The sequence below is a fragment of the Syntrophales bacterium genome, assembly GCA_035363115.1.
Taxonomy (GTDB): Bacteria; Desulfobacterota; Syntrophia; order Syntrophales; family PHBD01; genus PHBD01.
This window is the reverse complement of the sequence record DAOSEM010000009.1, coordinates 27,632-43,591: the sequence shown is the minus strand read 5'-3', so window position 1 is coordinate 43,591 and position 15,960 is coordinate 27,632. Positions and strand designations below refer to the sequence as shown.

Here is a 15,960-nt window from a genome sequence, read left to right as displayed (position 1 = left end):
CGATCCCGCGTCAAACCATCCGCTCGAACTCGCGGAATTTTTCGTCCAGGCGCTTGGGGGAAACGGGGTAGGGGGTCTTGAGCTCCTGGGCGAAGAGGGACACCTTGTATTCCTCGATCATCCAGTAGAGATCCTCCAGGGCTGCCATTTTTTCCGGCGAGGAGTCGGCCGGCAGGCTTTCCTGCAGGTCCTTGTAGCGGGCCATGATCGCCTCGATCTCCCGGGTGCGGGCCAGGGCCTTCTCGAGATGCAGGAGACCCCGCTCCGCCCGGATCGCCAGGGCCTTCAGATAGCGCAGGATGTGCCGGAGGCGCTCCCCATCGAAGCGGATCAGGAAATCCGGGGGCAGGAGCCGGCGGAACTCCTCCTCCATGGTCTGGAGGTATTTCCGGGCCGGGGCGTTGAAGCGGTGGCCGTGTTCCAGCGCCCGCAGGGTTTTCCAGAGTTCGTGGACGGCCCGGAGGATCGGCTGTGCCGTCTGCAGGACCTCCTGGCCCCGGGGCAGGATGCGGGGGCGAACCGCGTCCCCGTGGTCCAGGAATGCTTCCCGGGAGCGGACGGGAACGGCGAAGAGGTCCTGCCGGACCTTCTCCATGAGTATCCGCTCCACCTCCCGGAAGCCTCCCAGGGCCTCGGCCTGCAATTTCATCTCCCCCGTCAGGACCAGGGCCTTTTTCAGGTGTTTCAGCTCCTCGGGGAAGCGCAGTACGTAGAGCGCCTCCACGCCCCGGAGGTGCTGCTCACGGGCCTCCGCCCGGTTCCTGAGGAGCCGGAGGGAAATACCCTCGTTCTCCGCCACGAGGGCGGGGAAGAGGAGCCCCACGTTTTTCACGGCCAGCTCCTCCGGCAGAGGCCCGGTGTCCCAGGAAGTCAGGCCCGTGCGCTCCCATTCCCGGCGCACCCGGTCGAAGGCGGAGGACTCGGCGTCCGCCGCCGCGTGCTCCTGAAGCGCGTGGATGTCCCGGGTGTCCGCGACGGTCCGGCCCTGTTCGTCGACCACGAGGTAGCGGAGCTTGAGGTGGTCGCTGACGGATTCGGGGGACCAGACGGTCACGGGCACGTGCACCCCGAATCGCTCGTGGATGATCCGGCTCAGGACGGTCAGGAGGGGCGTGTCGGACTCTTCCAGGTTCTCAAGGATCATGGAAACGGCCTGCGGCACGGGCTGCAGGCGACGCCGATACTCCTTCGGCAGGCCCTTGAGCAGGGCCGTGACCTTGTCCCGGAGGAGCCCCGGAACCGCCCATTCCATGCGACCCGGGGAGAGGGCCGGCAGCGCCTGGACGGGAATCCGAAGGGTCACCCCGTCGTCCCGGCCGGCCGGATCGAACCGGTAGTCCAGGGGAAAGCGGAGCCGGCCGATTCTCGCCTGGTCCGGGAATGCTGCCAGTTCCTCCCGATCCGGCCGGCGCAGGAGGACGTCCGCCTCGGACATGCGGAGGAACGCGTCGCCGCCCCGGTCCCGGATTCGCTTCTTCAGGAGCGGCCAACTGTAGACGCCCGGCAGGCGCTCCTCGTAGAACTGCGCCAGGTCGTTTTCGTCGGCCAGGTATTCCCGACGCCGGAGCTTGTCCTCCACTGCGGAGGCCTCCTCCACCAGCTCCCGGTTATGAATCAGGAAGGGCAGCGGGTGGCGGACGTTTCCCTCCACCAGGGCCTCCCGGATGAAGACGCGCGTCGCCCCGTCCGGATCGACGGGGCCGTAGGAGACCGTCCGGGCGGGGACGATGACGAGTCCGAAGAGCTGGACCTGCTGGGTCGCCACGACCTCGCCCCGGTCCTTCGACCAGCGGGGATCGGCCCAGGAGGATCGGCAGAGGTCGCCTCCCAGCTCTTCCAGCCAGGAACTCTCAATGGAGGCGACCGTCCGGGCGAAGAGACGGGACGTCTCCACCATCTCGGCGGCCACGATCCATGGTCCCCCGCGTCCGAAGATGCAGGAGCCGGGGAAGAGCATCACCTCCCGGCCCCGGGTGGCGGTGTAGAAATTCTTCTCCTTTTTCACGGCGATGTTCGAGAGGTAGCCGCTCAGGATCGACTTGTGGACGGCGGCGAAACGCTCCTCCGATGAAAGGGAAGACGATTTCCCGGGGTCGGGGTGTCTCTTCCGGGATCCCCCCTCGGCCAGGATTCCCCGGATCTGGTCGTACACGTCCCTCCACTCCCGCATCCGCCGATAAGACAGGAAATGGGCCTTGCAGAACTTCCGCATCCGGTTCTGGGTCTTGAGGCTCTCCAGTTGGCGGTGAAAGGCGTTCCAGATGTTGAGCAGCGTAAGGAAATCGGACGACGGGTCCCGGAAGGGCGCATGCATGCGGTCCGCTTCGTCTTCCTTCTCCAGCGGCCGCTCCCGGGGGTCCGGGATGGACAGGGCGGAGGCGATGACGGCGACCTCCTCGACGCATCCGTGGCCCTCCGCCTCCAGGATCATCCGGGATATCCGCGGGTCCATGGGCAGGCGGGCCATGCGGCGGCCCAGTTCGGTCAGGGTGTACGGCCGGTCGTCCCCCTCCCGCTCGTCTTTCTTCTTCGCCGCGATGGCGCCCAACTCCTGGAGCATGTCGATGCCGTCCTTGATGCTTCGGGGCTGGGGCGGATCGACGAAGGGAAAGGACTGGATCTTGCCCAGGTTGAGGGACAGCATCCGCAGGATGACCTCCGCCAGGTTGGCCCGGGAGATCTCCGGAGGAGTGAACAGGGGGCGCTCCGCGTAGGACCCCTCGTCGTACAGGCGGATGCAGATCCCGCCCTCGACGCGGCCGCAGCGACCCTTCCGCTGGTCCGCGCTGCTGCGGGAAACCTTCTTGACGGGCAGGCTCGTCGTGCGAGTCCGAGGGTTGTACTGGAGGAGACGGGCCAGGCCGGTGTCGACAACATAACGGATCCCCGGGATCGTGATGGAGGTCTCGGCGATGTTCGTGGCAACGACGATCTTCCGCTGCGCTGCGGACTGGAAGATCCGCTTCTGCTCCCCCCAGGAGAGGCGGGCGAAGAGCGGGAGAACGAGAACGTCCCCGCCGGCCCTGGATTCCAGGAGATCGCAGGCCTCGCGGATGTCCTGCTCCCGGGGCATGAAGACGAGGATATCGCCCCGGGGGTCCTCCGCGAGCAGCTCCTCCACGTTCCGGACGGCGGCGTCGATGTAGGTCAGGTCCCCCTCCTCCTCCAGGGCCTTGTCGACGGGGCACCAGCGGACCTCCACGGGGAAGAGGCGTCCCGAGACCTCGATGACGGGGGCGTCGCCGTAGAAGCGGGAGAACTTTTCAGCGTCGATGGTGGCGGAGGTGATGATCACCTTGAGGTCGCGGCGGCGGAGAAGCAGGTTCTTCAGGATCCCCAGGACGAAATCGATGTTGAGGCTGCGCTCGTGGGCCTCGTCGACGATGATCGTGTCGTAGCGGGAGAGGCGCGGGTCCGCCTGGGCCTCCATGAGGAGGATGCCGTCGGTCATCATCTTGATGCGGGTGGCGGGTCCCGAGCGCTCCTCGAAGCGGATCTTGTAGGCCACGGTTCCCCCGGGCTCCTCTCCCAGCTCCTCGGCGATCCGCTGGGCCACCGTCACCGCCGCAACGCGGCGCGGCTGGGTGCAGCCGACGAGACCCCGGCGTCCGCGTCCGGCCTCGATGCACATCTTGGGGATCTGGGTGCTCTTCCCCGAGCCGGTCTCCCCGGTGATGACGACGACGGGATTGTCGCGGATGGCGGCCACGATGTCGCGACGCCTCTGGACGATGGGCAGGGCGGAGGGGTAGCGAAGGTCCGGGCGGGGCGGACCTATCCGTTGAACGGCGGGCTTTTTCGTGACCTGGGAATCCATTCCGTGCCTGTCTCTTTGTACGGCTCCGGCCTATCCGGGCGGATGCCTTTGGAAAACGGGTTCCGGTGTGGTATAAGGCAGCTATCAGAATCATTTCCGGCTGACAAGGGGATTCGGACACACGACGGGGTTCAGAAATGCCGCTGGCCATATTCTATTTTCAGCTTCACCAGCCGCTGAGACTTCACCCGGAACGGGAAAAGTTTCTCTGGGACGAGCAGAACCAGGCGATCTTCGAGAAGGTGGCGGCGAAGTGCTATCTTCCCGCCGTGGAGATGTTCACCGATCTGGTGAACCGGCACCCGCGCTTCAAGATCACCCTGAGCATGTCCGGCACGTTCCTGGAGCAGGCGCAGGAATTCCGGCCGGAGGTGGTCCACGCGCTGCAGGCGCTCTATGACGCGGGAAGAGACGGGGAGCGGGTGGAGTTTCTCAGCGAGACCTACTACCACTCCCTGTCCAGCCTCTTCGACGATCCGCGGAAGCAGGAGTTCCGTGACCAGGTCTCGCTGCACCGGGACCTGATCCGGAAGCTCTTCGGCGTGTTTCCCACGTCCTTCCGGAACACGGAGCTCATGTACAACAACCGCATCGCCGACGTCGTGGCGGACATGGGATATCTCTCCATCCTCTGCGAGAAGCGGAGTGACATGTTCACCGGGAGCGAGGTCCCGATCTCCCCCAACGCCGTCTTCCGGGCCGCCGGCTCGCCTCTCATCGTCCTCCCCCGCAACCGGGAACTGAGCGATGACGTGGCCTTCCGGTTTCCGCACCAGCCCATCCCGCCGGAGGTCTATGCCTCCTACATCGCGAAGATCGACGGGGAGGCCGTCATTTTGGGCTATGACTTCGAGCACATCGGGGAGCACATCTGGGCCGACAAGGGGATCTTCGATTTCTGGAAGGGCCTGCCGGCGGCCCTGGAAACATACGAGAACGTCATTCCCTCGACCCCGACGGACGTCGCCGCCCGATTCCGGGAAGCCGACTGCCCCGCCGTCGACATTCACGACCTCTCCACCTCCTCCTGGGCCGACGCGGGCCGGGACACCTTCGGATGGCTCGGGAACCCGACCCAGCATGAGCTGTTCCAGGACATCCAGGGAATGGAGCAGCGTGCCCGGCGCGCCGGGGGGGAGCTGCTCACGAAATGGCGTCAGCTCACCACCTCGGACCACGTCTACTTCATCCATGAACGGATCGGGGAGGATCATGCCGTACACGCCTATTTCAACCCCTACGGCGGCTCCATCGCCCGGCCGACGCAGATCCTGACCCGGAAGATCGACGATCTCCAGGTGGCCATGGTCCGGTTCGAGGTTCTCCGAAAGCGGGAGACCACTGCAATTCTCATGATCTCCCCGGAAACGGGGCGCCTGCCCGACGAGATGGGCCCCCTGGCCAAATATGTCTCCGGAAAGAGCGGCGGACTGGGGGAGGTGGTGTCCGCCCTGTGCGAAGGGCTGACGGAACGGGGCATCGACGTCCACCTGGCCACCTTGAACCTGAAGAAGCGTTTTCAGCGGGAGTCACAGCTGGATGAAAAGGAGTGGCGGGAGATCCGCTACAAGATCGACGCCGGGCGGATCCACCTGGTCAGCTCCTCGGTCTTCGAGAGCAATCCGGGCGCTTACGCGGGAGACGTCCTCCGCACGGCGGCGGAGTTCCAGCGGGAGGTGGTCAACAGCCTGATCAAGGACGTGCGGTCCAAGCACAAGGGGCGGCTGATCATCCACAGCCACGACTGGATGGCCGGGGGGGCCATCGCGGCCTATGCGGCGTCCACGGGCCTTCCGATCCTTCACACCGTCCACAACATCTTCACGGCGGACCTGCCCGTGGAGCTGCTGGGGGGAGTGAACCTCGGGAACCTCCATCCCCGGCTTTATTACAGCGAGGCCTTCGGCCGGAGATGCATCGACTGCCAGGCCACGGCGATCAAGAACGCCACGGTCATCAATTTCGTCGGGGAGCGGTTCCTCCGGGAGGTGGTGAACGACTACTTCCTGGACCGGCCGATCGTTCCCCCGAGCGTGCGCCGCGAGGTGAAGGAGAAGTACTACTTCGACGCCGCCCGGGCGATCATCAACGCCCCGGCGTCGAACATGTACCCGGAGAACTGCCACCTCCTGCCCCGGAAATACGGTCCCGAGGACGATGTCCTGGAGGCAAAGCGGGAGAATCGGGTCGAGTTCCAGCGACGGACGGGCCTGAACGTGGACCCGGACGCCGTCCTTTTCTACTGGCCATCCCGGCTCGATACCGTGCAGAAGGGCGTGGAGCTCCTGGAGGCCGTGGCCGGACATTTCACCGGAGTCCACAAGGACGCGCAGATCGCCATCGTTGCGGACCCCGTCGGAGGCGACCGGACCCACGCGGACATCCTGGGACGCATCGCCTGGAGCTCGGAAGGGCGCGTCACGTTCCAGCCATACAGCGAAGAGCTGTCCATGCTCGGATTTGCCGCCGCCAGCGACGTCTTCGGCGCCTCCCTTTACGAGCCCTGCGGCCAGATCGACCAGGTGGGCAATCTCTTCGGTTGCACCGCCACAAACCGGGACACCGGGGGATACCACGACAAGATCCGGGAGTTGAGGCTCAAGGTCGAAGGCTCCCCCCTGGACGTGGGCAACGGATTTCTCTTCCGGGACTACGACTCGGGAGGCCTCTGGTACGCCCTGGAAAAAAGCCTGGCCTTCCACCGGAAGCCCCTGGAGATCCGGGAGCCCCAGATCCGGCGGATCATGAGGGAGGCCCGGGAGCGCTACGACCTGGGAAGCATGATCGCCGGCTACATGCGGATTTACGAGAGGCTGAACGGGGGCCGGCCCATTTTTTGAGGATTTTTTTTATGAGAATTTATATCGGATTCGACGACACCGACAACCTGGAGGCGGAGTTCGGAACGGGCAAAGTGGCCCGTCGCTTCGACACCCGCGTTCCGGAGACCGCGGTGGTATGGGGTGTTGTCCGCCAGCAACTCCTGGTGGACCCGCGCATTCCCTACACGTCGCACAACAGCTCCGCCTGCATGGTCCTGGACCTGCCCGAGCCGTCCATGATAGACGGCCTGGCGACGCAGGCGGCGGAGCACATCGTAGAGCTTTCCTCGCCGGGCAGCGACCCGGGGCTCTGCGTGGTCCGGGAAGGCGATCCGGCCTTGCGGGATCTCATGGAGATCGGGCGGGAGTGTACCCGGCGACTGGTGACGCAGGCTGAGGCCCTCAAGGCCGCCGGGAAGGCGCATCTTTCCGGTCACGGCGGGACCAGCGACGGGATCATCGGCGCCGCAGCGGCTGTCGGCCTGACCGCCTCGGGCTGGAGCGGACGCTTCATCGAATATGCGTCGCTCCGGTCCCTGCCGGATCCCGTTACCGTATCGGCACTGGAAGGGAAGGGGATGCGCGTGGTATCGCTGGACCGGGATGCCCTGTTTCCCCGACCGGAAGACAAGGTCCACACAAAGGGATGGCTTCGGCCAAGGTTATGGGGATCCGACGCCGTCCTGCCGGTCCTGCCGGCGGGTCCCGGCGAGTGGGTGACCATGGGAGAGAAAAGAAACAAGTCATGAAATCAAGGAGGTGCAGCCATGGCAGGGAAGATATTCTATCGGGAGCGGAGGAAGGTCGGTGAGAAGGAAAAGAAACCCCGTTTCAAGCTCGTCGCCATCGCCGGCGTGGACATGAGGTTCTACAGCGAGCATCTCCGGAAGAAAGAGCTGGAGGACATTGCGAAGGCCGTAGGGGCGGACCTGGTTCTCCTGGAGTCCGGGAAGGACAAGGACGACGAGATCGAGCTGAAGGACTGAGGGAAAGGCGGAAACCATGGCCCTTTACCGGGAGAAAGACGGACGCCGGCTCCACGTCAAGAGCCGCCTCATGGGGGAGAGCCTCGTCGGGAAGACCTTCCTGGAGAGCCTGAAGGTTGCCCCGCAGAAGAGGCTCTTCCCGGACGTGAACGTCGTCAAGATCGGCGGCCAGTCGATCTGCGACCGCGGGATCAAGGCCCTGCCGGAGATCATCCGGGAGATCGTCGCCTGCAAGAAGAAGCACAAGATGCTCATCACCACGGGCGGAGGCACCCGGAGCCGGCACATTTATGCCATCGGCCTGGAGCTGGGCATGCCCACGGGGATCATCGCGAAGTTCGGGAGCTCCATCTCGGAGCAGAACGCGCTTCTGGTTTCTACGCTCCTGTCGCCCTGGGGCGGGATCAAGATCGGCCACGACGAGGTCATCAAGCTCTCGACCTACTTTGCCCAGGACTGCATCCCCGTCATGCACGGTATGCCGCCCTACGACTACTTCGCCCTGCCGTCGTCGAAGCAGCGGATCCCCATTCACCGGACCGACGTGGGAACGCTGATCCTGGCCGACCTGATCGGCGCCCGGAGCTGCATCTTCGTCAAGGACGAGCGGGGACTCTACACGGAGGACCCGAAGAAGAACCCCGAAGCGGAGTTCATCCCGAAGATCGGCGTCGCCGAGCTTCTGGAGCGGAAGCTGGACGACCTGATCATCGAGCGGCCCTGCCTGGAGATCCTGCGGAACAGCGAGGTCGTGGACAGAATCCAGGTGATCAACGGACTGGAGAAAGGAAACCTGACGAAGGCGCTGGCCGGAAAATCGGTTGGTACGGTCATATCCAAATGATGAAAAAACAACCTCTTGAGTACAACGCGGACACCGGGGAAAAGACGAGACAACAGCTGATCGAGGAGATCTCCCTCCTGCGGCGCAAGGTCGCCGGGCTGGAACAGGCGGAGGTGGAGCGCGGCAAGGCGGAGGCGGCGCGGCGGGAGAGCGAGGAAAAGTACCGGACCCTGATCGAATCGACGGGCGACCTGATCTTCATCGTTGATGAGACGGGGATCTACACCTACGTAAACCCCCAGTTCGAGCGCGTGACGGGATATTCCGTCCGTGACCTCATCGGCCAGCCCTTCACGTTCCTGGTCGCCCCCGAACACATCAAGACGACGATCCAGCGCTTCAAAAAGGGGATCCGGGGCGATTACACCCTTCCCTACGACGCGGATCTCGTTCACCGGAACGGAGAGCGTATTCCCGTCGAATTCCTGGTCACGACCCAGTACGACTCGGCGGGAAATGCCGTGGGGCGGTTCGGCATCGGCCGAGACATCACCGAGCGCAAGCGGGCCGAGGAGATCCTGAAGCAGAAGAGCCGGCAGCTCCGGATCCTCTCGGCGAAACTCTCCGAGGCGGAGGAGTCGGAGAGGAAGCGGATCGCCCGGGAGCTGCACGACCAGGTTGGTCAGAACCTGACCGTTGTCGGGATCAACCTGAGCATCGTGAAATCGAAACTTCCCGAGGAGGAGATGAAGCTGCTCCACGCACGGCTGGAAGACTCGATGGTTCTGGTCGAGGAGATCACCGAGTTCACCCGCAGCCTCATGAGCGACCTCCGGCCTCCCGACATGGACATCCTGGGACTCGTCGCCGCCATCGGCTGGTACGCGGAGCGATTCTCCATGCGGACCGGCGTGGAGGTCGTCGTGGAAGGGGCGGAGATCCGCCCGCGCCCGAACCCGGACGTGGAGAACAACATCTTCCGGATCGTCCAGGAGGTCCTCACGAACATCGGCAAACATGCCCAGGCGACCTGCGCCAGGATCCGGATCGAGACACGCGGAGCCCAGCTCAGGATCGTCATCACCGACGACGGGGTCGGGTTCGACCCCTCCAAGGCGAGAAGAATGGAAGAGCAGGGCGGCTGGGGCATCATGACCATGTCCGAGCGTGCCGAGGCCATCGGCGGCCGTTTCATCCTCGATTCCGAGCCCGAGAAAGGAACCCGGGTGACCGTGGAGGTGCCGCTGTGACGATCCGCGTCTTCCTGGCCGACGACCACACGATTGTCCGCGACGGCCTGAAGTATCTGCTGGAGGCCGACGGCGACATCCGGATCGTCGGCGAGGCCGGGAACGGCCGGGACGCGGTCCGGGCGGTCCGGAAGCTCCGGCCCGACGTCGTGATCATGGACGTCGTCATGGCGGACCTGAACGGCATCGAGGCCACGGAGCAGATCTGCCGGGAATTCCCGGAGACGAGGGTCATCATCCTTTCCATGCAGTCGTCGTCGGAGTCGATTCTGCGCGCCCTCAGGGCGGGGGCGAGGGGCTACCTGTTCAAGGAGTCCGCGGGACGGGAGCTGATCCAGGCCGTTCACGCCGTCCGCGCCGGGCACCGGTACCTGAGCGCCAAGGTCTCCGACCAGGTCGTGGGGGCCTGCCTGAGTGACGAGGGGCTCCGGGATCCCCTGTCCGTGCTCAGCAACCGGGAGCGGGAGGTCCTGCAGCTTGTCGCGGAAGGCCGGACGAGCGCCGAAATCGCCGACAAGCTTTTTCTCTCCGCCAAAACCGTCGAGACCTACCGGAGCCGCCTGATGAGGAAGCTCGGCATCCGCGACGTTTCCGGCCTCATCAAGTTTGCCATCCGCCAGGGCCTGACCTCCCTGGAATAATCCTCCACCGCATTTTCCTCGTTTCCCCTTCACAGACTGTCATGGTTTCCCGACAGACAGGCGTTTACCCGCGGATTATACCATCGTCCATCCATTCCCATCTTTGCGCCTCGTGATCCGGGCAGGTTGCTCGGACAGGGCAGGCGCTGATTCAGCCGTCCTGCGGAGGAATACCATGCCGAAGGAATACGAATACCTGGATGACTATGTCCTGGGCGAGAAGATGGTGTCGCCGGCCAGGACCGTCACGGAGGCGGACATCGTGACCTTTGCCGGATTGACCGGCGACTGGCATCCCCTCCACACGGATGTATCATACGCCGCGGCGACACCCTTCAAGGAGCGGATCGCCCACGGCATGCTGACGCTCTCGATCGGCATGGCCCTGCCGTTCCGCCTTGGACCCTACTCAAGCTACCTGCCGAAGTCCTTCATCGCCTTCTACGGGATGGAAGACGTGCGGTTCACAGCGCCCACGCGGATCGGCGATACCATCCACTGCGAGGTGGAGGTGACCGGCATCACGCACAAGGGGAACGAGAAGGGCATCCTGACCATCCAGAACCGGATCCGGAACCAGCGGGGGGAAACGGTAGTTTCCTTCGTGATGAAGCTGTTCTGCGGCAAGAGACCCCGGTGAGCGGAGGCGGCGGGCGGGAGAAGCCGCCTGCGGCGTTGCGCACCATGACGGAAAGGAGAGGAGTGATGGCCAATCAACCGGAGAAGAGGCTGTCCCGGGCAGAGAAGAAGGAGATGGAGCACGAGGAGAACCGGCTGCACTGGCTGGAAGAAGAGAAGCGGATTCATGCCTTGTGGGAGAAGGCATACAACCCCGGCGGCGACGCCCAGAACCAGCGCCTGGCCAAGCAGGGAAAGAAGCCACCCCGCCAGCTGATCCGGCAGTTGATCGATCCGGGGACGGAGTTCTTCGAGCTCTCCCGGGGAGCCGGATTCGGGATCGGCTACGAGGGCGTCGAGGACGTCCCGTCCGCGGGGCTCGTCACGGGGATCGGCAAGATCCACGGCAACTGGGTCATGATCCTGGCTAACGACAGCCGGGTGACCGCCGGGGCCTACTATCCCATCAGCTGCAAGAAGCACCTCCGGGCGCAGGAGATCGCCGAGCGATGCGGGCTCAACTTCGTCTACATCGCCGACTCCGCCGGGGCCTATCTCCCCCTGCAGGACCGGATCTTCCCCGGCCGGAACCAGTTCGGCCACTTCTTCTACAACATGTGCCGCATGTCGGCGAAAGGCCTCAAACAGTACACCCTGAGCACGGGCGGGAACACCGCCGGAGGGGCCTACATTGTCTACCTGGCCTGCGAATCCATCATGATCGACGGCATGTCCTACTCCTTCCTCGGAGGCCCGCCCATGGTGAAGTCGGCCATCGGCGAGACCGTCTCCATGGAAGACTTGGGGGGCGCGAAGGTCCATACACACATCTCCGGCGGGGCGGACCACTTCGTGAAGTCCCAGGACGAGGGCATCGAGAAGCTCCGGGAGCTCCTGGCGTTCGACCCGAAGCAGACCCTGTACGCGGACCGGCGGAAGCCCGCCGACCCGAAGGTCCCGCCGGATCACCTCTACCGGGTCCTGCCGAAGGAGACCTCCAAGGGGATCAACGTTCGGGAGGTCATCGCCGCCATCGCCGACGATAGTTATTTCAGCGAGTACAAGCGTCCGTACAACATCGGACGCGGCGACAACATCGTCTGCGGGAAGATCTTCCTCAAGGGGATTCCCGTGGGCGTCATCGCCAGCAACAACAACGGCGTCATTTTCGTCGACTCCGCCCGCAAGGCCATCGAGTGGGTCATCCGCTGCTGCACCATGAAGATCCCCCTCCTCTACATCCAGAACTCCCCAGGCTACATGGTGGGAACGGCGGAGGAGTACGCCGGCATCGGAAAATACGGCTCCGGGATGGTCCGGGCCTGCGCCTGCGCGGAGGTGCCGCGGATCCAGTGGATCATCGGGCCGGACCACGGGGCCGCGAATTTCGGCATGTCCGGGCGCACCTTCGACCCGCTCTTCATCTTCGCCACGATGCGGGCGAGGACCTCGGTCATGTCAGGGGACACGGCGGGCTTCATCCTGACGAGCCTGGAGCGGGTCAACCGGAAGAAGCGGGGTGAGGAGATGGATGAAGAGGCGGCGGCGAAGTTCCGGCAGATGATGATCGACAAGTACAACCGGGAGGCGCACCCGTTCTACATGGAATCGCGCCTGTTCAACGACGGGACGCTGCCCCTGGGGCAGTGCCGGGACGCCCTGGCGTTGGGGTTCGAGGTGGCACTCCTGCAACCGATTAAAGAGTCGAATTTCGGCAATTTCAAATTCTAAGCGGCAGTTCGGGAAGCCTACGGCTGTGTTCCCGAGGATAGCGGCCAGTCTGAGGCGCGGGGGCTGTCACGGGGATTCCCGTTGTCGCGAAAACGTTTCCGCGAAACGCTTCGAAAAATTGAATCGCCGTCCGGGAGGAAACGTTTTCTAATTGCTCCTCTGGGAACCCCCGGCCGCGCCCCCGCGAACGGCATTCGGTCCGGCACGGAAAAACGAGAACTTCAACCAGGTCACGAGGAGAAAAGCAGCATGACCGAACATGATTACTGGAAAATCTTCCCACGGATGCCCCGGAAGGTGATGATCGGGGACATCACGATCCGGGACGGGTTCCAGCACGAGGAGAAGTTCCTCTCCACGGCCGCCAAGATCTTTTACGGGGAGGAGAGCATCATGGCGGGGTGCCGGGAACTGGAAGTGACCAACCTGGGCAATCCTGCTGCGATTCCCCAGTTCCGGGACGCCGAGGACGTCCTCGCGCACTTCCGGAGCGACCGGTTCAAAAAGCGCTGCACCCGGCAGGGGATCGACTACGACCAGCTGGTCTTCAGCGCCGTGACGATCCGGGAGAACGCGGTGGATCGCGCCATCGAACTGAAGAAGCGCGGCATCGGACCGGACCGGGTCCTGATGATGGTCTCCACGGATCCCGAGCACCACTTCGCCAACTCCGGGACGACACTATCGCAGTACTGGCGGGAGGCGGAGCGGTGCATCCGGAAGTGCCGCGACGCGGGCATCCGGATGTGCGGCGTCGTGAGCACCATCTGGGGCAGCCCCATCAGCGGCGCCACGAGGCTCGAAGACGCCGTGGAGTTTACGAAGCGGTGGTTTTCCATCGGTGCCAACGACATCGAGCACGCGGACCACGACGGCTCCGCCTCGGCGGCGGAGGTCTACCGGTATTTCTCCATGGTCATGGACGCCATGCCCGACCCGGAGGCCCACCTCTGCCATCTGCACGAGACGAAGCGGGTCGCCTCCTCCTCGATCCTGGCGGCCCTCCATGCCGGCATCGCCCGCTTCGAGGGGACACTGGGGGGCCTGGGCGGGCAGCCGGCCAATTTCCTCGACGACTGCCCCGTCCGGGGGACCGGGGAATACTACTACAGGGATCACCGCTACGTGGGCCTCGTGACCCTGGAAGACCTCCTCGTTCAGATCGACGAACTGGGAATCGAGCACGGCTACGACGTGGATCGCGTTCTGTGGCTCGGCAACCGGATGGAAAAGACCATCGGCCGGCGGCTCCGATCGGAGGCGATCTGCAACGGCCGGACGGAGAAGGGCGGGAACCCCCAGTTCCGCCGTCCCGGCCTGATGAAGCTGATCGAAAGGGAAGGGGAGGAACCGGGACAACTCGTGCCGGCCGAATGGCCTAAAGAAGCGGTTCTGCCGGAGAAGTGGGGCCCCGGAGCCTGGACGGCTCCGCCTACTTTCGGATGAGGTGGACCGAGGTGGCCTTGAAGGAGGAGCAGACGAGGCTGCCCTCCGCGAGGGACAGGTTTTCCACCGAGGAGGCCGTCACATAGGCCGTGATGGGAAAGCCGCAGTCCATGGTGACTTTGTAAAACAGGCCCATGGGGACGACTTTCACGATCTTCCCGGGAAAGACGTTCCGGGCGCTCGCCCCATCCCGGCAGGAGGCATCGGTCGTCAGGGTGACCTGTTCCGGCCGGATGCAGCACAAAACGGAATCCCCCGCCCGGCCGATCCCGACCGCTTCGATTCTTCCGCCCGGAACCTGCACGAATACCGTACCGGTCCCGGTTCCGTCGATCTCCCCCGCCAGGACTGTCTCCACCCCGACAAATGAGGCGACGAACTCGTCCCGGGGATGGTTCATGATTTCTTCCGGCGAGTCGATCTGTGCGATCTCACCGTCTTTCATGACGGCGATGCGGTCGGAGAGGCGCAGTGCCTCGACCCGGTCGTGGGTGGCCATCACGGCGGTGGTTTTCGTCTCCCGGAGGATCCGCTGGAGGTCGTCCATCAGGCCTTCCCGTGTCGGCGGATCGAGGGAGGAGAAGGGCTCGTCAAGAAAAATGACCTCCGGCCCGATGGCAAAGGCCCGGGCCAAGCTCGTCCGCTGAGCCTCCCCGCCGGAGAGCTTCCGGGCATGGCGGCCCTTCAGGTGCCCGATGCCGAATTGCTCCATGCATTCCGCGACGGTCCGGTGGATGATCTCGCGGTTGGTTCCACGCAGTTTCAGCCCCGATGCCACGTTTGCTTCGACCGTTCCGTCGAAGAGAAGCGGTTCCTGGAAAACCATGGAGATCTTCCGCCGGTACTCCAGCAGGCCGTTCCCTTCTGTAACCTCGGCTCCCCGGAAGGAGAGTGTGCCCCGATGTCGGGGCAGCAGGCAGGCCAGCAGCAGAAGAAGGGTCGATTTCCCGGCCCCGTTGGGACCAATGAGGGAGAGGAACTCCCCGCTGCGGACGTCGAGGCCGGTGAGCTCCAGGACGCGGACCCCTCCGCGCCGGACTTCCAGGTCGTGGATTTCGAGGATGGCTTCGGCAGGATTCATCGCGGCCTCTGCCTCTGCTGAATGCCTGTGAGGATGGAGTTGATGGTAAATGCCAGGAGCAGGAGGATGATCCCCAGGGCAATGGCGATGTCGAAGTTTCCCTTTCCCGTCTCCATGACGGTGGCCGTCGTGAGGACGCGCGTGTAGCCCTTGATGTTGCCGCCGACCATGATGGAGGCCCCGACCTCCGAGATGACGCCTCCGAAGCCTGCCATGACCGCCGCCAGGAGGGGGAGCTTCGCCTCTTTCATGAGCATCCAGACCATCTGGAGGCGGGTGGCCCCGAGGGCCAGGATCTGGAGGCGCAGGTTCCTCGGAAGGTGCTGGAGGGCCGCCAGGGTGATCCCCGTGATGATGGGCGTGGCGATGATCGCTTGAGCGATGACGATGGCCGCCGGTGTGTAGAGGATTTCCATGAAGCCGAGGGGGCCGTTCCGCCAGAGGAAGATCGAAACGAACAGGCCCACGACGACCGGCGGTAGCCCCATCCCTGTATTGATGAGGCTGATGACGAACCGCTTGCCGGGAAACTCCGTCAGGGCGATGACGGCACCGACGGACATGCCGAATACAAGGCTGATTCCCGTGGCTGCACCGGAGACCTGGAGCGACAGCCAGGTGATGCCCAGGACCTCGCGGTCCAGGGTGAAGAGGAGGAGAAACGCCTGCCGGATGCCTTCCAGAATCAGGTCCAAGGTGCACCACCGGAGATTTGAGATACAACGAAAAGCCCGCCGCGACGAGTCGTCGTGCATCGCCGCGACGGGCCCGGCCCGACATCTGC

Annotated in this window: 12 protein-coding genes; 9 read left to right on the top strand and 3 right to left on the bottom strand. The window is 64.3% G+C overall.

The features are described from left to right. Positions 1-10 precede the first annotated feature (10 nt). Entirely contained in the window at positions 11-3,817 is a 3,807-nt protein-coding gene (hrpA, locus tag PLO63_14990; GenBank protein HOI75448.1) for an ATP-dependent RNA helicase HrpA, read from the bottom strand. Between the two features lie 137 nt (positions 3,818-3,954). Here hrpA and PLO63_14985 point away from each other — a divergent pair, with 137 nt between their 5' ends. The 9 genes from PLO63_14985 (at position 3,955) to PLO63_14945 (ending at position 14,095) form a co-directional block, all read left to right on the top strand. Beyond that, on the top strand, positions 3,955-6,657 hold the full coding sequence (locus PLO63_14985) for a glycogen/starch synthase (GenBank protein HOI75447.1): 2,703 nt from the start codon (positions 3,955-3,957) through the stop codon (positions 6,655-6,657). Positions 6,658-6,668: 11 nt separating this feature from the next. Further along, on the top strand, positions 6,669-7,388 hold the full coding sequence (locus PLO63_14980) for a hypothetical protein (GenBank protein ID HOI75446.1): 720 nt from the start codon (positions 6,669-6,671) through the stop codon (positions 7,386-7,388). Positions 7,389-7,406: 18 nt separating this feature from the next. Next, positions 7,407-7,625 carry a hypothetical protein gene (locus PLO63_14975; GenBank protein HOI75445.1) on the top strand — a complete coding sequence of 73 codons (219 nt, stop codon included), beginning with the start codon at positions 7,407-7,409 and terminating at the stop codon, positions 7,623-7,625. Between the two features lie 16 nt (positions 7,626-7,641). Further along, on the top strand, positions 7,642-8,469 hold the full coding sequence (locus PLO63_14970) for a uridine kinase (protein ID HOI75444.1): 828 nt from the start codon (positions 7,642-7,644) through the stop codon (positions 8,467-8,469). Continuing rightward, the gene (locus PLO63_14965) at positions 8,466-9,659 is read left to right on the top strand and encodes a PAS domain S-box protein (protein ID HOI75443.1); all 1,194 of its coding nucleotides are present in this window, start codon (positions 8,466-8,468) and stop codon (positions 9,657-9,659) included. The genes PLO63_14970 and PLO63_14965 overlap by 4 nt, the downstream gene beginning before the upstream one ends. After that, the gene (locus PLO63_14960) at positions 9,656-10,300 is read left to right on the top strand and encodes a response regulator transcription factor (protein ID HOI75442.1); all 645 of its coding nucleotides are present in this window, start codon (positions 9,656-9,658) and stop codon (positions 10,298-10,300) included. The genes PLO63_14965 and PLO63_14960 overlap by 4 nt, the downstream gene beginning before the upstream one ends. Positions 10,301-10,475: 175 nt before the next feature. Beyond that, entirely contained in the window at positions 10,476-10,940 is a 465-nt protein-coding gene (locus PLO63_14955; GenBank protein ID HOI75441.1) for a MaoC/PaaZ C-terminal domain-containing protein, read from the top strand. Between the two features lie 65 nt (positions 10,941-11,005). Beyond that, on the top strand, positions 11,006-12,649 hold the full coding sequence (locus PLO63_14950) for a carboxyl transferase domain-containing protein (GenBank protein HOI75440.1): 1,644 nt from the start codon (positions 11,006-11,008) through the stop codon (positions 12,647-12,649). A gap of 249 nt (positions 12,650-12,898) precedes the next feature. Next, positions 12,899-14,095 (top strand): hypothetical protein, encoded by a 1,197-nt coding sequence (locus PLO63_14945; protein ID HOI75439.1) that lies wholly within the window; start codon positions 12,899-12,901, stop codon positions 14,093-14,095. Here PLO63_14945 and PLO63_14940 read toward each other — a convergent pair. Further along, complete coding sequence (locus tag PLO63_14940) at positions 14,082-15,176, bottom strand: ABC transporter ATP-binding protein (protein ID HOI75438.1); 1,095 nt, start codon at positions 15,174-15,176, stop codon at positions 14,082-14,084. The genes PLO63_14945 and PLO63_14940 overlap by 14 nt on opposite strands. Next, positions 15,173-15,871 (bottom strand): ABC transporter permease, encoded by a 699-nt coding sequence (locus PLO63_14935; protein ID HOI75437.1) that lies wholly within the window; start codon positions 15,869-15,871, stop codon positions 15,173-15,175. Before PLO63_14935 ends, PLO63_14940 begins: the two co-directional genes overlap by 4 nt. Between the last annotated feature and the right edge of the window lie 89 nt (positions 15,872-15,960).